Below are 19,493 nucleotides of genomic sequence, written 5' to 3'. Positions count from 1 at the left end.
AGCGACGGCGGAACGCGCCGAACCGGCCCCCGAACGGGCCGCAACCGGCGCTTCATAATTGCGTATCTCGCGGCATGTCAAACGTCTGTTTACCACGAAAATCGTTTATCAGCGGTTTATCACCGCGCGGGATAGGCCCCGGTCAGTCTCGCGACGATCCTGCCGAATCCCAGCCCGTTGGATGACTTTACCATCACCGTGTCACCGGCCGCGACCGCGCCGATGGCGAATTCCGCCAGTTCGTCGGCATTCGCCCGGTATTCCACAGCAATACTTTCCGGAAGAGCGTCTCTGAGAACCTGCATATGCTCTCCCGCAAGCCAGACATCGGTGACGCCGGCCGAGACCAGCGGTCCGGCAAGCGCCTCATGCGCTTCGGCGGCATAGTCGCCGAGTTCCAGCATATCGCCGAGTACGGCGATCCTGCGTCCGTCGCCCGTGCCCGCGCCCAGCAATTCCAGTGCGGCCCGCATCGAGGCCGGATTGGCGTTATAGCTTTCATCGATCAGGGTGAAGCTGCCATTGCCGATCGAAAGCAGCCGGCGCTGCCCCCTGCCCTTCAGCTGTTCGGCATTCTCGAGCGCTTCCAGGGCTGCATGGGCATCGCCGCCGGCCATGGAGATCGCCGCAAGCGCCGCAAGCGCGTTTTCCGCCATATGCTGGCCGGGCAGACCGAGATTGAAGGAAACCGGCTCTTCCGTGCCGAGCAGCGCCTGGACGTGCCCCTTTTCGCCGACGGTGCGGTAGTCGAGCAGCCGGAACAGCGCCTTGGCATGTTCGCCGAAGGAAACGATCTGCGCGCCGCAATTCTTCGCGACCCGCGCCAGGGGCTCGAATTCCTCGATGTCGCGGTTGATGATCGCCGCTCCCTCCGGCTCAAGCCCCTCGAAGATCTCCGCCTTGGCGGCGGTGATTTCCCTGAGCCCGGAGAAATTGCCGATATGAACCGGCGCGATCGTCGTCACCAATGCGACATGCGGGCGCACCAGTTTTGTCAGCGGGCGGATTTCGCCGGAATGGTTCATGCCGATCTCGAACACGCCGAATTCGGTGTCGGCCGGCATGCGCGCAAGCGTCAGCGGCACGCCCCAGTGATTGTTGAAGGAAGAGACCGCCGCGTGCACCTTGCCGGACGCCTTCAGCCCGCGCGCGATCATCTCCTTGGTCGAAGTCTTGCCGACCGAACCGGTGACGGCGATGATCCGGCCCGCAACGCGCGCGCGCGAAGCCTCGGCGAGACGCACCATCGCCTCCAGCACGTCATCGACCACGATCATCGGACAGGTGAGACGCCCGAGCGCCGGCAGTTTCGCCTCGGAGATGACCAGAAGCCCCGCGCCGTTGGCGGCGGCAAGCCCTGCGAAGGAATGGCCGTCCACCCGGTCGCCCTTGATGGCGAAGAAGGCTTCGCCGGGGGCAATCGAGCGGCTGTCGATGGAAATGCCGTTGATGCCTTCCGGCAGTTCGCCCAGCGGACGGCCATCCATGGCCGCGACCATTTCGGCTGATGTCCATAGCAAACTCACGGTCAGATACCCTCCAGCGCTTTTTTCACTTCAGCAATATCGGAGAAGGGGCGGGTGACGCCATTGGCCGTCTGCCCTTCCTCATGTCCCTTGCCGGCGACGATCAGCGTGTCGCCCGTTTTCAGAAGAGCGGCCGCATGGATGATGGCCTCGCGGCGATCGCCGATCTCGATCGCGCCGGGCGCGGCCGCCATGATCTCGGACCGGATCACGTCCGGCTCTTCGGAGCGCGGGTTGTCGTCGGTGACGATCACGACATCGGCGAGCCGCGCGGCAATCTCGCCCATGATCGGCCGCTTGCCCTTGTCGCGGTCGCCGCCGCAGCCGAAGACGACGATGACGCGGCCGGTGGTAAAGGGCCGGACGGCGGCCAGAACCTTTTCCAGCGCGTCCGGTTTGTGGGCATAGTCCACATAGGCCAGCGCGCCGTTTGCCGCCTTGCCGGCAAGCTGCAGCCGGCCGTCTGCGCCTTCCAGTTTCTCGAGGGCGGCAAGCGCGTCCTTTGCCGGAACGCCGGTGGCGATCGCAAGACCGGCGGCGACAAGGGCATTCGATATCTGGAATTCACCGGCAAGCGGCAGGCGCACCTCGTGGATCGAACCCGCGTGCAGAACTTCTGCAAACTGGCTGTCGCGCTTCTGCTCGGCGCGTTTCAGCGTCAGGAAATCGCCCTTGCGGCCGACCGTCAGCACTTCGTGCCCGGCCGCTTTCGCGGCCTCGGCTGCGCGGCCCGACCATGCGTCGTCGGCGTTGATGATCGCCGGCAGCCCGCGCGGCAGAACGCGGTCGAAGAGATGCATCTTGGCGGCGAAATAATGTTCCACCGTCGGGTGGTAATCCATGTGGTCACGCCCAAGATTGGTAAAGCCGGCCGCCGCAAGGCGAACGCCGTCAAGCCGGTACTGGTCGAGCCCGTGGCTGGAGGCCTCCATCGCCGCATGGGTCACGCCGTCGGCAGCCAGTTCGGCCAGCAAAGCATGCAGGACGGCGGGATCGGGCGTCGTCAGCGCGCCATAGTCCTTGCGGCCCGGCGCTGTCACGCCGGTGGTGCCGATCATGGCGGCAGGATGCCCGGCATGGGCCCAGATCTGGCGCGTGAAGGCGGCCACCGAAGTCTTGCCGGCCGTCCCGGTCACGGCGATCATGGTCTGCGGCTGGGCGCCGAAGAAACGGGCGGCGGCAAGCGCGAGGAACAGGCGCGGATTGTCAACCTGCAACACCGGTATCCTGGCGCTGTCGAGAGCGGTCGCGCTGACGGCGATCGCAGCTCCCCTTTCGGCCGCATCCTCTATATAGGCCGCGCCATCGGCCCTGGTGCCGGCAATGGCGACGAACAGGGCGCCGGGCTTCGCCGTCCGGCTGTCGGCGGTCACCCCGGTGATCTCGATCGCGCCGGCGCGCCCGGCAAGCGCCGCATTCAGTTCAGGAAAGGCCGTTCCGGCAAGCATCCGCATCAACATTGTCGATATCTTCTCTTAATCTCCGGCATTGTCCAACGCTGCCCAAGGCCGGTCTCGGGCCGGGCCGGCCCGAATCATATCTCAATATCCCGCAAGAAGCGCATTGCCTTCTTGTCCGAAATCAGGGTCGACCCCAAGGATGGGCGCGATGCGACGAATGACCTCGCCGGTCATAGGGCCGGCGTTCCAGGCAGCCGTGCGGCCGGGGACCCCCTCGACCTTCTTGGCATCGTCAATCGTCACCAGGACGACATATTGCGGGTTGTCCATGGGAAATGCGGCAAGAAATGCGTTGAAATTGCGATCTTTCGAATATTTGCCGTCGATGATCTTTTCCGACGTGCCGGTCTTGGCGCCGACGCGATAGCCGGGCACCTGCCCGTTCCGGCCGGAGCCGTTCGTGCCGTTCAGCCTCAGGAGATAGCGCATCTTGTCGCTGGTTTCCTTCGAAACCACGTGCCTGGCGACCCGATCAGCCTCCTCGCGGCTGCGCGGCAGGAAGGTCGGCGTCAGAAGCTTGCCGCCGTTGACCAGCGCGGCGGCCGCGGCGGCGGTCTGCAGCGATGTCGTGGTCACGCCCTGGCCGAAGGAAACGGTCGCGGAGAAAACGCCGCCCCATTTCTGCGGCCGCTGGGGCGTTCCCGCGCCGCCGATCTCGGTGTCGATCTTGTCTAGCAGGCCGAGATCCTCCAGGAATGTGCGCTGATAGTCCGGGCCGACGGCGGCGGCGATGCGCGACGCGCCGATATTGGAGGAATATGTGAAGACTTCCGGATAGGTCAGGATCCGGTTCTGGGCGTGGTCGTCGCGGATGCGCGAGCGACCGAAGATCAGAGGCGTTTTCGCGTCAACCAGGCTGTCCATCGTGAACTTGCCGGACTCCAGCCCCATCGCCAGCGTGAAAATCTTGAACGTCGAGCCCATTTCGTAAACGCCGGTGATCGCGTCGTTCAGCATACGCGGATCGGTCGCGGGCGGTGGATTGTTCGGATCGAAGTCGGGCACCGAGGCGAGCGCGACGATCTCGCCGGTATTGACGTCGAGAACGGTGCCGGTGGCGCCGATGGCATGGAATTTATTGACGCCTTCCACCAGCACATCGCGCAGGATGCTCTGGGCGCGCAGATCGATCGATGTCTCGAACGGCTTCAGGTCCATCGCGCCGGACAGGCCAAGGCCCATCAGGCCGGAAATGCCGTCGGTCCTGTCCATGTAGCGCTCGATGCCGGACAGGCCGTGATTGTCGATATCGACGAGGCCGAGAATATGGGCCGCCTGCGGGCCGCCGGGATAGAAACGGTGCACTTCCGGACGGAAGCCGACGCCGGGCACGCCGGCGGCGAGCACCTGGCTCTGCTGCTTGGGCGTGATCTGGCGCTTGAGCCAAACAAACTCGCCCTTGGAATTCAGCAGCCGGTAGGCGCGCTTGGCATCGAGATCGGGGAAGATCGGCAGAAGCGAATCGAGAACGTCGTCAGCGCTGGTGATCATCGACGGGTCGGCGTAAAGCGACATCATCCGGACATCGGTGGCAAGGACGGCGCCGTTTCGGTCGACGATATCCGGGCGTCGCGCCAGCGTCAGCGGCATGGCCGCTCGGGCAACGGTGCCATCCTCCTTGGCCAGCGAATAGTGAACCAGCCTGCCGCCGATGATCGCGTAGACGGCGACGAAGGCGACGGTGACAAAGGCGACGCGACTGCGCGCCAGATTAACGCGCTTCTTCGCCGTTCCCTGAAAAACATCCGGCCGCGCCGTTTCTTCGGCGCCGCGTTCGGCGGCTTTCGGCTTTCTCTTGAAGATGCGGGGAAGGTTCATCATGGTGTCACCGATCCGGTTATGACGATATCCGTGCCGTCGGGCGCGTCCCCGGCCATCAGCGGCGGAAGGTCTTCCGGCTGCGGCTCCGGCGCAATCGGCGGAAGCTGGTCGAGCGTCGCGATCTGTTCGGGTTCGGCCGGCTGAAGGCCAAGCTCTGCGGCGAAGAACTCGGAAAGCCGCGCCATGCGGGCGGGCTGGGTCAGAAGCGCCTCGTCGGCCTTCAGCAGGTCGATATTGTTTTCCTCGAGCGCGATCTGGTCCTCGAGGCTGCGCACCTCGTCGAGCGTCGCCTCGGCGCTGTATTTGATCGTGTAGGTGACGGTCGCGGTCGCCACCATCACCAGAATGAGAATGAGATCGAGCGGACGCAGCATCAGTTCTCGAAGCCTCCAAGGCGGTGAAGATCGGCAAGGGCCGGCAGGCCGAAGGCGTCGAGCCCGGTTTGCGGCGCGGAAGCATCCGTGCGGATCGCGGCCCTGAGCTTGGCCGATCGCGCACGGGGATTGTCGGCGGCCTCGGCGTCGCTGGCCGAAACCATGGCCTTGCCATGTTGCGAAAACAGCGCCGGCTCCGGTTCGACCGCCGGCAGATGGCGCGAGCCGCCGGCCTTGCCGAGACGGGCACTGACAAACTGCTTGACGATCCGGTCTTCCAGCGAGTGGAAGGTGACGACGGCAAGCACACCGCCGGGCTTCAGCGCGCGCTCGGCCGCCAGAAGCGCGCCGGCCAGCTCGCCGAGTTCGTCATTGACATAGACGCGCAGCGCCTGGAACACGCGGGTCGCCGGATGGATCTTGTCCTTGGCGCGGCGGGGCGTCACGATCTCGATCAGCCCGGCAAGGTCGCGCGTGGTGACGAACGGCTCGTCCTGTCGGCGCTTGTCGATGGCGCGGGCAATGCGGCCCGCATTCTTCTCCTCGCCGAGAATGCCGAAGATGCGGGTGAGGTCGGAGACCTTGGCGCGGTTGACGACATCGGCGGCCGATACCCCCTCGCCCGACATGCGCATGTCGAGCGGCCCGTTCTTCTGGAAGGAGAAGCCGCGCTCGGCCTCGTCGATCTGCATGGAGGAAACGCCGATGTCGAGTACGACGCCGTCGAGCCCGCCTTCGGGCGCGAACCGATCGAGAGCCGAGAACTGGGTGTGATGGAGGGTCAGGCGGTCGCCATAGGCCGCCAGCATGTCTTTCGCCGCGGCAATGGCTGTCGGGTCGCGATCGAGACCGATAACCGTTGCGCCGGCATCAAGCAGCGCCCTGGAATAGCCGCCGGCGCCGAACGTGCCGTCGAGAATGACCTTGCCGGGTGCCGGTGCAAGCGCACCCAGCACCTCGGCAAGCATGACCGGAATGTGGCGAACCGGTCCGCCATTGGCATCCGCGCTGCCAAGTGTCCCCGACATTCCGCATCCTCGTCCGTTTACCCGCCGGCACGCGGCCTCGAACGCGCCCTGCGCGCCTCGGCCTGCGCCTCCTGAAAGGCCTGCGGCTCCCAAAGCTGGAAGTGGTCCGCACGACCCACGAAAGTGACCTCCCTGTCGATGCCGGTGAAGTCGCGAATGAAATCCGTGATCATCAGCCGCCCCTCGGCATCGAGTTTGGCAAAGACGCCGCCGCCATGGATCAGCAGCGACATGCTGTTTGCTTCTGCCGAGAACGGGTCCTCCTGATCGATCTGCCGTTCGAAACGGTCGAGAAGATCGGGACCGCCGATGGAGATGGCGGGGAAGATGAAATCCTGGAAGCAGTAGAGCTCCGCAATCTTTCGTTCCGCGAGCACCGTGCGGAAGACCGCAGGCACCGAGACCCTCCCCTTCGCATCGATCTTCTTGGTCGCATTGGAAAGAAACCGGTTCATGACGCAAAACCACCGAAGACCCTGGCGGCCTCCGTTCGACAGCCCACTCCAAAAAAGACACAAGAAACCCGTTTCGCCCAAAGGGCGAATTCAGCATGAAATACAAAGACTTAGAACTGATTTGCCGCCCAAATGCCGCAGACGGCGAACTCTTGGTTAATGGGATAACATGGGCAGAATTGGGCGTCAATGGGACAACCTGCTATTAGCCGTGCCGGAAAACCGCTTCAAACCGCCAATCTATCAGCCGCCTGTTAATGAAAGCTTTCCGTCGCAACCGACTGAAAATATTAGAGTTATTTGATAAGACGCGGAGCTTGCGACAGACGCGTGGCGCGCCTGCCCAAAACGGACCAAAGAGGAGAAGAAAGACCAGTTGGCCTGTAAGCCGGGTTCTGTATGGCTCTTGCGGTTTCCCGCAGAACGTGGCGGCCATTCATCTGGGACAGCGCTTGCGCGCTGCCTCTCGCAACCCACCCGGATGACCGGCCTGGAAACAGGCTGGCGTCAAGCGCCGCGTCATCCCTATTCGGTTTTGCTCCCGGTGAGGTTTACCGTGCCGCCATGCGTTGCCGCCGGCGCGGTGGGCTCTTACCCCACCCTTTCACCCTTACCCTGCGACAAGGCAGGGCGGTTTGCTTTCTGTGGCACTGTCTCTGGGGTCGCCCCCGCCGGACTTTCTCCGGCACCGTGTTTCCGTGGAGCCCGGACTTTCCTCACCGTGCCGCCTTTCGGCATTGGCACAGCGCGGCCGCCCGGCCAACTGGTGCGGACGTCCTAATGGGTTTTGCGCACAAAGGAAAGCCGTTTTGCCGCCGTGGCGGTCAGTCAGGAAAAGGAGGGCGCGAAGTCGACGCCGTAGCCTTCATCGGCAAGCGCGCCGCCAGCCATCAGCACAGCGCCGAGCCGACCGATCTCGTCGGAACTCTTCGCGCCCGCGCCGCAACCCGCCGTCAGCACCGCGATCCTGTCCGACGGCGAAAACCCGATCATCGGATAGCCCGAGGGCGAATAGGAGGTAACGCAGGTGCCGGTCGTCGACTGCAGCACGCGGATGCCCGGCATCAGGTCGCAGAGAATGCGCGTCAGATGCTCGCGCGTGGCATTGGTACCCCGGGATTTGAACCAGGCCCGCACATCCGCCTCTGTCTCAAGCGGCACATCGTCCGGGTCGCCGCCGATCTTGATGTAGAAGCGGCCGTCCGGATAGCGGATCGGCGGCAGAAGATAGATCCCGTCTACATCGAACTCCGGCTTGTAGATAAGGCTCGGCATGGCCTTCAACGCCTCTGCCTCCTCTTCGCTCACCTCGAAATAGGCAACGGTGCGGGCAAAGACCGTGAGGTCGAGACGGCCCGGCAGCAGGTCCGGATTGATGGTAAAGCCGCCGGCGGCGACCAGCACCCTGTCGGCGGTATAAAAGGCGCCGCCGTCGGTTTCGACGCGCACGCCTGCGCCGTTTTCCCGCACCGTCGCGACGGTGTCCTTGATCACCGTGGCGCCGGCTTTCCTGGCCAGGATCGTCTGGGCGGCCACCAGCCTGCGCGGCGAGATGAACCCGGCCCCCGAGGCCTCGAGGACACCCTCGGTCTTCTTCGCGAACTCGAAATAGGGGAATCTCTCGACAAGGCCCTTGGCATCGACGATTTCAGCGTCGGCGCCGCAGGCTTCCGCCGCCTCCATGATTGTTTCGACATATCTCCCGCGCGAACGGGAGGGGCCGACGATCAGCGCGCCGACTTCACTGAAGACCTCGATGCCGCTGTCGCGCTCGATCTCGCGGTAGCGCGCGATCGAGCGGTTGGCCAGCCGCGCCCAGACCGGATCGCGGTCGATGGTGCGGGTGATGCGGCCTTCATCGTAGTGGCTCGCAAACACGCCGTCATGGCTCGCCTTGTCGGCGGGCTCGTCCGGGCCGATCACGGCAACGCCCTCTTCCATTCCGGCCAGATGCCGCGCCGCGGCCGACCCCATAAGACCGCGGCCGACGATAATCGTTCTGAAATGTGCCGTCATGCTCATCCTCTTTGGCGCTCCGCCCCGGCCCGTCAGCACCGGGCGGTGTTCGTTCAAGGTCCCGGAAGCTTGAGCACTGGCCGGCAAAGATGCAAGAGAAACCTCGCCTGCCGGAGGTCCGCCGCCAGGCCCGACATGGGTAGCACACGGCCACCTTCGGCCTGTTGCGCGCGATCAAGTTGAAAGGTCAGTGCCCTTGCGCATCATAGAGAACGAAATTCGTTTCGATCAGTTCCTCGGACGGGTCTTCGAGGTTCGCCTCGTAGATCGGATCGATGACAAAATGCTTCAGCACGAAGCGACCGCTTTCAAGCGTCCACTCACCTGATGAATAGGCATCGCCCAGCCCCCGCCACTTGGCAAAGGAGGTGATCGTGTTGGTCTCGGGATCGAAGGTCGGATTGACCAGCAGCGTTTCGGCGGAAAAGCCGGTCACCGTCGGCGGCGCGGCGAGCTTCGTCTGGTCGGTGTCGTCATCGGCATAGTCGAGCGTGAATTCGGGCACGGCGAAGGAGACGGGCAGCATCGCCTCCATCACATCCTCGTTGGGCGCGAAGACATAGGCGACGACGATATTGTAGGCGGCGAGATAGCAATTGATCTCGAACAGCGTCCCTTCCCGCTCGATCGGCGCCCCGTCCCAGTCCTCTTCCTGCCAGGAGACGTCATGGGCGACGTTCTCCAGCCCCTCGAAATCGGCAGCCAGATCGGCATCGCAGCTTTCGGGATAAAGCGACAGGATCATGTCCCGCGCCTTCGCCAGCCGGCCATCCTCGGCGGATGCTCCGCCGGCCGTCGCCAGGGCCAGAAAGCAAAGCAGCGCGCGAAGCGGCATCTCAGGCCGCCTTGCGCTCACGCTCGATCTCCTCGTAGGCGGCATTGATGCGCGCCATGCGGTCATTGGCGGCGGCGTGGAATTCCTTCGGCACGCCGCGCGCGATCAGCCGGTCGGGATGGTTCTCGGCAACCAGCGCCCGGTAGCGCGTGCGGATGGTCTTGAAATCGTCGCTGCGCGAAACGCCGAGAATGCCATAGGGATCGCGATCGCCCATATCCATGTGGCGGGCGCAGATGGCGGTGAAGCGCCCGTCGCTGATACCGAAGATTTCGGCAACGCGGGCGAGGAAGGCGAGCTCCTTTTCATGCACTGCGCCGTCGGCCTTGGCGATGTGAAACAGCCCGTCGATGATCTCCTCCAGCAGCGGGCAGCCCTCGTCGCCTTCCGCGCACAGGTTCTTCAGCTTGCGCGCATAGGCCTCGTAGCCGGCAATATCCTGACGGGCGAGATTGTAAAGCCGCGCGACATTCTGCCGCTCGCCCTCCGGGATTTCGAAAATCTCGTGGAAGGCGTTGACCTCCTCGATGGAGACGAAACCGTCGGCCTTGGCCATCTTGGCGGAAAGCGCGATCAGGGAGACGGAGAACGCGACCTGACGGCGCGTTTCGGGATCGCCCTCGAAAAGCGTGCGCACGGCCTCGACCACGCTGGTCAGCACAGTGCCGGCGGACTGGCTGACGAAATTGACCAGCTTTTCCCAGAATGACATTTACGGTCTCCCGGCGGTGGCGAACCGCCCTTTCAAGTCCTGACAGATTGGACAAAAAACGCGTGTCGCGCAAGTCGAACCGAGCGGTTCAATTTCACTTTTTTGCGACACCCGCAGATGGTCCCGTCCGCCGCGAAGCCGCCCTGAACGCAAAACGGGAAAGTTTTGCGATTGCCCGCAAGACACAGCCAGGGCTATAGACTACGCCTGGAGCGCGAATAGCAGGGGACGGCGAGCGATGGAACGCAAGAATACATTCAATTTCGGCTATTTTCTGGTGGCCTTCCTGGTCATCGTCGGTTTCCAGATGTGGTTTACGTCGCGCGACGTTGCCCAGATCAGCTACTCCGACATGATCAACTATATCGAGAAGGGGCAGGTCCAGTCCGTTTCCATCTCCGACAACACCATCCAGGGCCAGTTCAAGGACGCCGTCAACGGCAAGGACTATTTCGTCACCTACCGCGTTCCCCAGGAGCTCGCGGTCGATTTCGACAAGTACAAGGTCGATGTCACCGGCGTTCCCGACCACACGCTTTTGACCAAGATCCTCTCCTGGGTGCTGCCGATCGTCCTGTTCTTCGCCATCTGGGCATGGTTCTTCCGCAAATTCGCCGAAAAGCAGGGCATGGGCCTCGGCGGCATGATGAATGTCGGCAAGTCCAAGGCGAAGATCTATGTCGAGCGCAAGACCGGCGTCACCTTTGACGATGTGGCCGGCGCCAATGAGGCGAAGACCGAACTGAAGGAGGTCGTCTCCTTCCTGACCGAGCGCGACAGGTTCGGTCGTCTCGGCGCGCGCATTCCCAAGGGCCTTCTGCTGGTCGGCCCGCCCGGCACCGGCAAGACGCTGATCGCCAAGGCGGTCGCCGGCGAGGCCGATGTCACCTTCTTCTCCATTTCCGGTTCCGAATTCGTCGAAATGTTCGTCGGCGTAGGCGCGGCGCGCGTGCGCGATCTCTTCAAGCAGGCGCGCGAAATGGCCCCCTGCATCATCTTCATCGACGAGCTCGACGCGCTCGGACGGGCCCGCAACTCCTTCGGCGGCGGCGGCAATGACGAGAAGGAGCAGACGCTGAACCAGCTTCTGGTCGAGCTTGACGGCTTCGACCCCTCCGCCGGCATCGTCATCCTCGCCGCCACCAACCGGCCGGAAGTGCTCGATCCGGCGCTGACCCGCGCCGGCCGCTTCGACCGCCAGGTGGTAATGGATCGCCCGGACCGCGAAGGCCGGGCGGCTATCCTTTCCGTCCACATGAAAAAGGTGAAGCTGGCGGACGAGGTGAATGCCGACGAGGTCGCCGCCCTCACTCCCGGTTTTTCCGGCGCCGATCTCGCCAATCTGGTCAACGAGGCAGCGATCTTCGCGACAAGGCGCGACGGCGAGTTCGTGACCATGGACGATTTCACGCTGGCCGTGGAGCGCATCGTTGCTGGCTCCGAACGACGCGGACGCCTGCTGAACCCCGACGAGCGCGAGCGCGTCGCCTTCCACGAGATGGGCCATGCGCTGGCCGCCGCGGCGCTTCCCAAGACCGATCCGGTCCACAAGATCTCGATCATCCCCCGCTCGATCGGCGCGCTCGGCTACACCATGCAGCGCCCGACAGAGGACCGCTTCCTGATCACCGCCGGCGAGCTGCGCGATCGCATGGTCGTGCTTCTGGCGGGCCGCGCGGCGGAGGATATCGTCTATGGCGAGATTTCCACCGGGGCATCGGATGACCTGGCGCGCGTCACCGACATTGCCCGTCAATATGTGATGAGCTTCGGCATGGACCCCGAGATCGGCCAGGCGGCGCTGGAACAGCAGCGCATGCAGTATCTGGACGGCGCGCCGGGGATGGGCAAGCCGAAGGACTATTCCGACGTCACCGCCCGCGAGGTGGACCTTGCCGTGCGCAAGCTGATCGACGCCGCCTATGAGCGCGCCAGGAAGCTTCTCTCAGAACGCCGCAAGGACCTCGACGAAGGCGCGAAGATCCTCCTGGAAAAGGAGACCATCACCCCGGACGACTTCCCGCCGCTGGTCCAGCAGCCGCTGGCGCAGACTCGGGTTTTGTCGTAGCCGCCGGGACGTTTCCCTCAAGCTTCCTAGACTGGTTCATACTGGGCGCAGACGCTTGTTGATGACGAAAACGCTTCCCCTCATGGCGCCCCCGTTGCCGAAATGCATCACGGCTCCGCAGAAACAGAGATTGTATCTCTGATTATCAATACACGTAAGATTGCGGCCCGCATTCTTTCAAGCATCCTCTTTTCATTCTTCAGGATGAGAGGGGAAAGACCATGCGGTATTCGGCCATCGCAACTAATGAACGGCATCAAACCGGACATTTCTTCAGGCAGAGTTTGATCGCGACTGCCTCGACCATATCGATCGCGGCGTTTTCGGCATGCCTTGCAGGCGGAAGCGCCAAGGCGGACGGCGGAGCATGCGGCACCCCTTCCAACAATCTGGTCATCTGCCAGAACGCCTCTTATGGAGACATTACCTACACTGCCGGAACGCGTCTGACGCTGATCCTGAACAACGACAATATGGTGGTCAACGGGACGGTCGCGGTTTCCACGACCCAGACATCCGGCAACGCTGACTCGGAAATCGATCTCAATTCATTCCAGCGCATCAACGGAACAGTTTCTTCAATCAGCGCTGGAGGTCAGAGCCTCGTCTATGCTTATGACGGACTTGTTAACGGGAAACTTGTCAGCACCTCGGCGGGCCAGGGCAATGTGTCCGTCACACTTTCGGGCACTGAAGTTGTTGGCGCGGCCAATTCAACGCTCGTCGAGGCACTTCACAACGGCAACGGCGACTCATTCATCGTTTTGCAGCAGTCACCCGACCAATCGACCTCCTCCATCAGTGTCCAGTCCACTGGAGGCCAAGAGGCTGTCGCCGCCCATTCGAAGGTGACAGGCTTCCTTTCGGAAGCGAAGATCACGATGAACGGCGGCATGGTTACCGCCCAAGGTGCGAACAGTGTCGGTCTATTTTCGGAAGCGGGAGAGGGCGAAGCCTATGTTAAGGTTTCGGCGGGCAGCATCTCGTCGAATGGGACTGCCATACGGGCCATAACTGACAAGAGCGGTTTGAACGGTCATGCCACGATTGAAATCGGCGAAACCAACGTTTTCGTCGGAAGACCCGATATCACCGGTCTCATCGAGGCACAGTCCAGAAACGTCGATTTCTTTTTCAACGCGGGAATGCTGGCGCATGATGGCGCGGCCGTTGTTCGGCTCGAAGCTTACGGCATCAACGTCCAAACGGGGCCGAAAACCTTAATCGAGTCTTCCGGCGTCGGTACAGCCGGCCTGGAAGTGATTGCCCAAAGCGCGACCGTCAGTATGGATACACCCGATTTCAGAGCCAATACCCTTAACGCGAAAAGCATCCTCCTGAAAGCAGCCGGCGATGGGGCGCGTTTTAGCCTCGACAGCAACGCAGCCGATATCGATGCTTTGGGTGTGGGTGCCAGTGCAATCGTCCTCGACGCCAACCAGAAAAAAAACGTCACCTTTGAAGCATCTTTCGAACGCGGTGAATACTCTGTGGACGCTTCATCAAAAGCGGTCATTGAAGTGATTGCTGCGGACGGCACCAATGCCACGCTGAATTTCGAAGGTGCGTCAATCGAGCCTGTAGACTCGGCGAGGACGACGACAGGCAATGTTGTCCTGATCAGCGCGCCCCAAAGCGCTCAAGGTGCATCGGTCACGCTCAACATCGCAACTCACACCGAATTTGGCTGGTTTGACAATACCGCCATACGCAATACGGTCGACAGCAGCGGCTTCCAATTGAATATCAATGTCGAGGATACGGGTTTCGTGAGAGGCAATGCCGTACTCGGCGGCGGAGCATCCACATTCACCATGAATGGCGGCTCTTTCGACGGAACCATCTATGGTGATTATGATCCAGCCGTGCATTTGTCATCGCCGATCGTCAACACCTCGAACGACCACTTTGTCTGGAGCGGTGGCGACATCACCGGGAGTTTCCGTGGGCAAGACGGCAGCGATCAGGTCACGCTCAGCCTGAAATCAGTTCCCTTCAACTTCGAAACTTTCACCTTTGATGGCGGTAACCAGAATAGCTCCGTCCAGAAGGACGTGGATGTCTTCACCTTTCAGTCTACCCGCGTCCTAAACAACTTCAATGCGGGAAAAATCTTAAACTTCGAAAAACTCATCCTCGATGACTCTACCGTTTCGATAACACAGGGTAACTTGTTCCTGTACGGTTATGGCCAGCCGTTCAACACCTCGATCTACGGTGACCTGATCCTGAGAAACAACAGTCAGTTGACTTTTACGCGAGGCAACAGCACAGATATCGGGGCAAATATTCTTATCCAGGACAAGGATAGCGTCCTGATCGCCTTGGGCAGCGGCCAGATTTCCGCCGGAAACGACGTCTCCAACAGCGGCACGATTTCCCTGAAGAATGGGATCGCTGACACGCTGTTCTTTGTTGCCGGAAACTACACTGGCAATGGCGGCTTCGTCTCGCTCGACGTGGATTTTTCCAGAACGGCGGCTGATACTATTGTCCTCTCTCATGGCATTTCAGGCAATACGACTGTTCAGGTCGCCCCTCTCGGAGCCGCAGCATCACCTCAAGCCATTCCAATTATCGTCACCTATTCAAACCCGCCGTCCTCGGCCTTTTCGCTTCAGAACAGCCAGGTAACCGTAGGCGCATACACCTATAAGCTGACAGTAGAGAACCAGAACTTCTACCTGTCTCCGGCCTCCGGCGTTTCACGCCTCTCTTCCGGAGAGTTGGAAGCCCTCGAGGGAACCGCAGCGTCCGTTCTTGCAGATGCCGGCGTCAATTTTCAACCCTACATCCCCCTCTACGAGGCCTATCAGTCGGCGCTTCTGGAGATGACGCGGTTGCCTTCGCTGAAGACGCGTTCGGGCGGGCGCTATGAAGGCGGCGCGGCGCTTTCCTCCGGGCCGGCGCCGGATGCCGTCTGGGGCCGCACCGGCGGCGGCTTTGCCCATTTCGATCCGCAGTCGTCCACCACCGGCTATGACTACGACATGTCGAGCTTCGACATGCAGGCGGGTCTCGACGGCCTCTTCCTCGACAGCGCCGGAGGCGCGCTCGTCGGCGGCCTCACCGCCCACTACCGCACCGGCGAGGCCAAGGTGCATTCGCGCTACGGCGACAGCAAGATCCACCCCGACGGTTACGGCATCGGCGGCACGCTGACCTGGTTCGGCGCTGACGGCTTCTATGCCGATGCCCAGGGCGAACTCACCTGGTATTCGAGCGAGCTGAAGGCCGAGAACCTTCCGTTTGCGCCCGAGGACAGCGACGCCTTCAGCTATGCGCTCTCGCTGGAAGCCGGGCAGGCCTTCGCCATCGGCGACGGCATTGCCCTCACCCCGCAGGCGCAATTGTCCTTCGCTGCAGTCGATATCGACAGCTTCACCGGCGCCTATTCCGATCATGTGAGCTTCTCTGACGGCCAGAGCCTGCTTGCCCGCGCCGGTCTTGCCGTCTCCAAGGAAAGCGCCTGGCAGGATGTCAATGGCGAGGCGCGTTCGGCCAATATCTACGGCCTGGCGAACCTCTATTACGAGTTCCTCGGCAAGACGACGGCGACCGTCACCCAGGCGCTCGAATTTTCCTCCGAGCCGGATGATTTCACCGGCGAGATCGGCTTCGGCGGATCGATCGACTGGCAGGCGGGCAAGCTGCGTTATTCCGCCTTCGCCGAAGTGACAGCCTCCACCGGCTTCGACACCGGTTCCTACGGCTATGGCGGCAATATCGGGCTGAAGGTCAGGTTCTGACAGCCAGGCCTGCAGAAAGCCCCGCGCCGCGGCAATTCGCACGGCGCGGGATTTTTTAGCTGCAGAAATGCGGGCCTGGCTTCACCATCGGTAAACCGATTTTATTCGCGCCCGGTCTTTACACCGGCGAGCGCCTGTCGCATCCATGTCGCACGGCCGGTGGATAGTGCCGGAAGCATTGATGAAAGGGGTCCGATGTCTCGTCACAAAGTCGCCATGCTCACCGCCGGGGGGCTTGCTCCCTGTCTGTCATCCGCCGTCGGCGGGCTGATCGAGCGCTACTCCGATATCGCACCCGAAGCCGAGATCATCGCCTATCGCTCCGGCTATACCGGGCTTCTGACCGGCGACAGTTTCTCCATCACCCCCGCCATCCGCGAAAAGGCCTATCTGCTGCATCGCTTCGGCGGCTCGCCCATCGGCAACAGCCGGGTGAAGCTGACCAACCAGAAAGATTGCGAAAAGCGCGGCCTTGTCGGCGCCGGCGAGGACCCGCTGAAGGTCGCGGCCGAACGGCTTGCCGATGACGGCATCACCATTCTGCACACGATCGGCGGCGACGACACCAACACCACGGCGGCCGATCTTGCCGCCTATCTGAAGAACAACGGCTATGACCTGACGGTGGTCGGCCTGCCGAAGACGGTCGACAACGACGTCAAGCCGATCCGCCAGACGCTCGGCGCGCTGACGGCGGCCGAATATGGCGCGGCCTTCTTCGACAATATCTCCAACGAGCAGAGCGCCGCGCCGCGCACGCTGATCGTCCACGAGGTGATGGGGCGCAATTGCGGCTGGCTGACGGCGGCCACCGCGCGCGCCTATCTCGAACGGCTGAAGACCGTGGACTATGTCGACGGCATGCTGATGAACCCGGCGATGAAGATGATCGACGGCGTTTACCTTCCGGAGATGGCCTTCGACCTTGAGGCCGAGGCCGCACGGCTGAAAGAGGTGATGGCGAAAAACGGCACGGTTTCGCTGTTCGTCTCCGAAGGCGCCTGCCTTGACGCCATCATCGCCGAGCGCGAGGCGGCCGGCGCTGCCGTTACCCGCGACGCCTTCGGCCATGTGAAGCTCGACACTATCAATGTCGGCAACTGGTTCTCCAAGCAGTTTGCCGATCTTCTCGGCGCAGACCGGGCCATGGTGCAGAAATCCGGCTATTACGCACGCTCCGCGCCCGCCAATGCGGATGATCTGCGTCTCATCCACTCCATGGTCGACCTCGCCGTGGAAAGCGCGCTGGACGGCGTCTCCGGCGTGACCGGTCATGATGTGGAGCGCAGCGGACAGCTGCGCACGATCGAGTTCGAGCGCATCAAGGGCGGCGGCCATTTCGACCTCGCGACGCCCTGGTTTGCGGGCGTCATGGAAGAAATCGGCCAGGATTTCGCCCCCGCCGATTGACCTTTTCATCCCCCGGGGCTTTTATGGACCCGCGGATGGAGGAACCCGAGTGAGTGTAGAAACTGCGGCCCTTTACGCCGCGCTGGCCTTCGTGACCTTCCTCATGCCGTCCGGCAGGATGCTTGAATTCGCGAAATGGCACTGCCAGCGCCGGCTGAAGGCGAGCCTGTCCATTGCCATGGGGATCATCGTCGTCCGGGCCGTCTTCTTTGCGGCGGGCCTCGGCGCTTCGGTGGCGCTTGTCTACGCGATGCCCGACGGAAGGGCGCTCGCAGTCGTCGCGGCGTCTGTCTTTCTGGCTGTTTTCGCTGTGAGAAGACTTGTCGCGCTAAAACGGCCCTCCCCGATCGCCGGAAACGACAACCTGCCGGCAAGGACTTTTCATGCCCGTCTCTGGTACGGCATCCGTTTCGATACGCGCCCGGCGGGCGAAGTCCTTCTGGCCGCCGCAACCGCGATCTTCTTCGTGCCTTCAGGCCTGCCCGGACGTGCGACGCTTGAGCTTTTCGCAGCCGCCCACCTTGCGGCAAGCCTTCTTGCGCTTCTCGTCTACGGGGTCTTCGCCCGCGCGCTTCTTGCCCGCGTCAACCGGCGGCTTGACCGCTCGCGCCAGGAACGGATAGCCAGGCTGCTGCGTTCGGGACTTCCAAGCGTATCCGCCCGCTTTCGCAGGGATGCGGCCTGAGCCGACGCTCGCCTGTGGATTGTGACCGCCCGTCATCAAAGCTTAGCAGTAACCGTCTAGTTCGGAGGCAAGGCGCGCGTCCGCGCGCCGTCAGCGACGGAGCCGCCGATGAGCACTGCCGAACAGGATTTCCGCCAGTCCGAGAAGACCAGCCGGCTGAACGCGGCCCTTCTGCAGCACAAGGCCTTTTCGAAGGAAGGGTTTTCGGAACGCTTCTTCGGCCTTTTGTTCTCGGGCCTCGTCTACCCGCAGATCTGGGAGGATCCGGATGTCGATATCGCGGCGATGGAGCTCGGACCGGAACATCGCGTCGTCACCATCGGCTCCGGCGGCTGCAATGTGCTGGCCTACCTGACGCGTGCGCCGGACCATATCGATGTCGTCGATCTCAACACCCACCACATCGCCCTCAACCGGCTGAAGCTCACCGCCTTTGCGCGGCTGCCGGACCATGAGGCCGTGCTCCGGCTCTTCGGAAACGGCGCGAAGGGCAGCGTGCGGGTCTACGACACCCATATTGCGCCTCATCTCGACGCCGAGACCCGCAAATACTGGGAAAGCCGAGACAGCCTCGGCCGACGGCGCATCACCGTTTTCGAGCGCAATATCTACCGCACGGGCCTGCTCGGCAACTTTATCGGCGCGGGCCATGTCGTGGCCCGGCTGCACGGCGTGAAGATTTCCGAACTGACGGAGGCGAAGTCGCTGCGCGAGCAACGCCGTTTCTTCCAGGAAAAGATCGCGCCGCTGTTCGACAAGCCGCTCATTCGCTGGACCACGTCGCGCAAGTCCTCGCTGTTCGGTCTCGGCATTCCGCCGCGCCAGTACGAGGAGCTTGCCCGCGCCAGCACCGACGGAACGCTGGCCTCGGTGCTTTGCCAAAGGCTGGAAAAGCTCGCCTGCCATTTCTCGCTGAAGGATAATTACTTCGCCTGGCAGGCCTTTGCCCGCGCCTATCCGAACGATGGCGAAGGCCCGATGCCCACCTATTTGCAGAAGGAAGCCTTCCCGCTGATCCGCGACAATGCGGACCGGGCGAGCGTGCATCACGCAAGCTTCACCGAACTGCTGCGCGAAAAACAGGCGGCGAGCGTCGACCGCTATGTTCTGCTCGATGCCCAGGACTGGATGAATGACGGCCAGCTCAACGATCTCTGGCGCGAGATCACACGCACCGCGCGCGACGGCGCCCGCGTCATCTTCCGCACGGCCGCCGAACCTTCGGTGATCGAGGGTCGCCTGGCGGACGAGACCGCTGCAGGCTGGCGCTATCTCGAGGCGACCTCGCGCGAGCTCGGGATGATGGACCGTTCGGCCATCTATGGCGGCTTCCACATCTATGAAAAGGTCTGAC

The 19,493-nt window shown here is 62.6% G+C and carries 14 protein-coding genes and 1 other RNA gene; 5 read left to right on the top strand and 10 right to left on the bottom strand.

The genetic code is table 11. The features are described 5' to 3' along the window. Positions 1 to 119 precede the first annotated feature (119 nt). From murF to AZF01_RS05710, 10 genes are all read right to left on the bottom strand, one after another. Complete coding sequence (gene murF, locus AZF01_RS05755) at positions 120 to 1,526, bottom strand: UDP-N-acetylmuramoyl-tripeptide--D-alanyl-D-alanine ligase (protein ID WP_024708070.1); 1,407 nt, start codon at positions 1,524 to 1,526, stop codon at positions 120 to 122. A 2-nt stretch (positions 1,527 to 1,528) separates the two neighbouring features. Next, on the bottom strand, positions 1,529 to 2,986 hold the full coding sequence (locus AZF01_RS05750; protein WP_036237043.1) for a UDP-N-acetylmuramoyl-L-alanyl-D-glutamate--2,6-diaminopimelate ligase: 1,458 nt from the start codon (positions 2,984 to 2,986) through the stop codon (positions 1,529 to 1,531). Positions 2,987 to 3,067: 81 nt separating this feature from the next. Then, the gene (locus AZF01_RS05745) at positions 3,068 to 4,807 is read right to left on the bottom strand and encodes a penicillin-binding protein 2 (RefSeq protein ID WP_024708071.1); all 1,740 of its coding nucleotides are present in this window, start codon (positions 4,805 to 4,807) and stop codon (positions 3,068 to 3,070) included. Continuing rightward, positions 4,804 to 5,181 (bottom strand): hypothetical protein, encoded by a 378-nt coding sequence (locus AZF01_RS05740; RefSeq protein ID WP_024708072.1) that lies wholly within the window; start codon positions 5,179 to 5,181, stop codon positions 4,804 to 4,806. Before AZF01_RS05740 ends, AZF01_RS05745 begins: the two co-directional genes overlap by 4 nt. Next, positions 5,181 to 6,209, bottom strand: a complete 1,029-nt coding sequence (rsmH, locus tag AZF01_RS05735) for a 16S rRNA (cytosine(1402)-N(4))-methyltransferase RsmH (protein ID WP_024708073.1) — start codon at positions 6,207 to 6,209, stop codon at positions 5,181 to 5,183. Before rsmH ends, AZF01_RS05740 begins: the two co-directional genes overlap by 1 nt. A gap of 17 nt (positions 6,210 to 6,226) precedes the next feature. Further along, entirely contained in the window at positions 6,227 to 6,664 is a 438-nt protein-coding gene (gene mraZ / locus AZF01_RS05730) for a division/cell wall cluster transcriptional repressor MraZ (RefSeq protein ID WP_024708074.1), read from the bottom strand. 368 nt (positions 6,665 to 7,032) lie between these two features. After that, positions 7,033 to 7,431: RNase P RNA component class A (gene rnpB / locus AZF01_RS05725), an RNA gene on the bottom strand. Positions 7,432 to 7,492: 61 nt separating this feature from the next. Further along, entirely contained in the window at positions 7,493 to 8,680 is a 1,188-nt protein-coding gene (locus tag AZF01_RS05720) for an FAD-binding oxidoreductase (protein ID WP_024708075.1), read from the bottom strand. Between the two features lie 187 nt (positions 8,681 to 8,867). After that, positions 8,868 to 9,536: a DUF1176 domain-containing protein gene (locus tag AZF01_RS05715; RefSeq protein ID WP_161633030.1), complete on the bottom strand. Its 669-nt coding sequence runs from the start codon at positions 9,534 to 9,536 to the stop codon at positions 8,868 to 8,870. Next, on the bottom strand, positions 9,517 to 10,227 hold the full coding sequence (locus AZF01_RS05710) for a DnaJ family molecular chaperone (protein ID WP_024708077.1): 711 nt from the start codon (positions 10,225 to 10,227) through the stop codon (positions 9,517 to 9,519). Before AZF01_RS05710 ends, AZF01_RS05715 begins: the two co-directional genes overlap by 20 nt. A gap of 238 nt (positions 10,228 to 10,465) precedes the next feature. On the opposite strand from AZF01_RS05710, the gene ftsH reads away from it, so the two are divergent. The 5 genes from ftsH to AZF01_RS05685 all read left to right on the top strand — a co-directional run bounded on the left by ftsH (position 10,466) and on the right by AZF01_RS05685 (position 19,492). Continuing rightward, the gene (ftsH, locus tag AZF01_RS05705; protein WP_024708078.1) at positions 10,466 to 12,295 is read left to right on the top strand and encodes an ATP-dependent zinc metalloprotease FtsH; all 1,830 of its coding nucleotides are present in this window, start codon (positions 10,466 to 10,468) and stop codon (positions 12,293 to 12,295) included. A 221-nt stretch (positions 12,296 to 12,516) separates the two neighbouring features. Continuing rightward, positions 12,517 to 16,044, top strand: coding sequence for an autotransporter outer membrane beta-barrel domain-containing protein (locus tag AZF01_RS05700; RefSeq protein WP_081725773.1), 3,528 nt, complete (start codon positions 12,517 to 12,519; stop codon positions 16,042 to 16,044). 195 nt (positions 16,045 to 16,239) lie between these two features. Continuing rightward, positions 16,240 to 17,454, top strand: coding sequence for a pyrophosphate--fructose-6-phosphate 1-phosphotransferase (locus AZF01_RS05695; protein ID WP_024708080.1), 1,215 nt, complete (start codon positions 16,240 to 16,242; stop codon positions 17,452 to 17,454). A gap of 49 nt (positions 17,455 to 17,503) precedes the next feature. Continuing rightward, positions 17,504 to 18,139 (top strand): hypothetical protein, encoded by a 636-nt coding sequence (locus tag AZF01_RS05690; protein WP_024708081.1) that lies wholly within the window; start codon positions 17,504 to 17,506, stop codon positions 18,137 to 18,139. Positions 18,140 to 18,247: 108 nt separating this feature from the next. After that, positions 18,248 to 19,492 (top strand): DUF3419 family protein, encoded by a 1,245-nt coding sequence (locus AZF01_RS05685; RefSeq protein ID WP_024708082.1) that lies wholly within the window; start codon positions 18,248 to 18,250, stop codon positions 19,490 to 19,492. Position 19,493 lies beyond the last annotated feature (1 nt).

This window comes from Martelella sp. AD-3 (assembly GCF_001578105.1).
In the GTDB taxonomy this organism is placed as follows: domain Bacteria; phylum Pseudomonadota; class Alphaproteobacteria; order Rhizobiales; family Rhizobiaceae; genus Martelella.
This window is presented reverse-complemented; position numbering and strand designations above follow the sequence as displayed.

Excerpts from the sequence above, each read along its gene's own strand:
- AZF01_RS05740 (WP_024708072.1), bottom strand. The coding sequence starts at position 5,181 with ATGCTGCGTCCGCTCGATCTCATTCTCATTCTGGTGATGGTGGCGACC.
- AZF01_RS05750 (WP_036237043.1), bottom strand. The coding sequence starts at position 2,986 with ATGTTGATGCGGATGCTTGCCGGAACGGCCTTTCCTGAACTGAATGCG.
- AZF01_RS05700 (WP_081725773.1), top strand. The coding sequence starts at position 12,517 with ATGCGGTATTCGGCCATCGCAACTAATGAACGGCATCAAACCGGACAT.
- mraZ (WP_024708074.1), bottom strand. The coding sequence starts at position 6,664 with ATGAACCGGTTTCTTTCCAATGCGACCAAGAAGATCGATGCGAAGGGG.
- AZF01_RS05745 (WP_024708071.1), bottom strand. The coding sequence starts at position 4,807 with ATGATGAACCTTCCCCGCATCTTCAAGAGAAAGCCGAAAGCCGCCGAA.
- AZF01_RS05695 (WP_024708080.1), top strand. The coding sequence starts at position 16,240 with ATGTCTCGTCACAAAGTCGCCATGCTCACCGCCGGGGGGCTTGCTCCC.
- AZF01_RS05720 (WP_024708075.1), bottom strand. The coding sequence starts at position 8,680 with ATGACGGCACATTTCAGAACGATTATCGTCGGCCGCGGTCTTATGGGG.
- rsmH (WP_024708073.1), bottom strand. The coding sequence starts at position 6,209 with ATGTCGGGGACACTTGGCAGCGCGGATGCCAATGGCGGACCGGTTCGC.
- AZF01_RS05685 (WP_024708082.1), top strand. The coding sequence starts at position 18,248 with ATGAGCACTGCCGAACAGGATTTCCGCCAGTCCGAGAAGACCAGCCGG.
- ftsH (WP_024708078.1), top strand. The coding sequence starts at position 10,466 with ATGGAACGCAAGAATACATTCAATTTCGGCTATTTTCTGGTGGCCTTC.
- AZF01_RS05710 (WP_024708077.1), bottom strand. The coding sequence starts at position 10,227 with ATGTCATTCTGGGAAAAGCTGGTCAATTTCGTCAGCCAGTCCGCCGGC.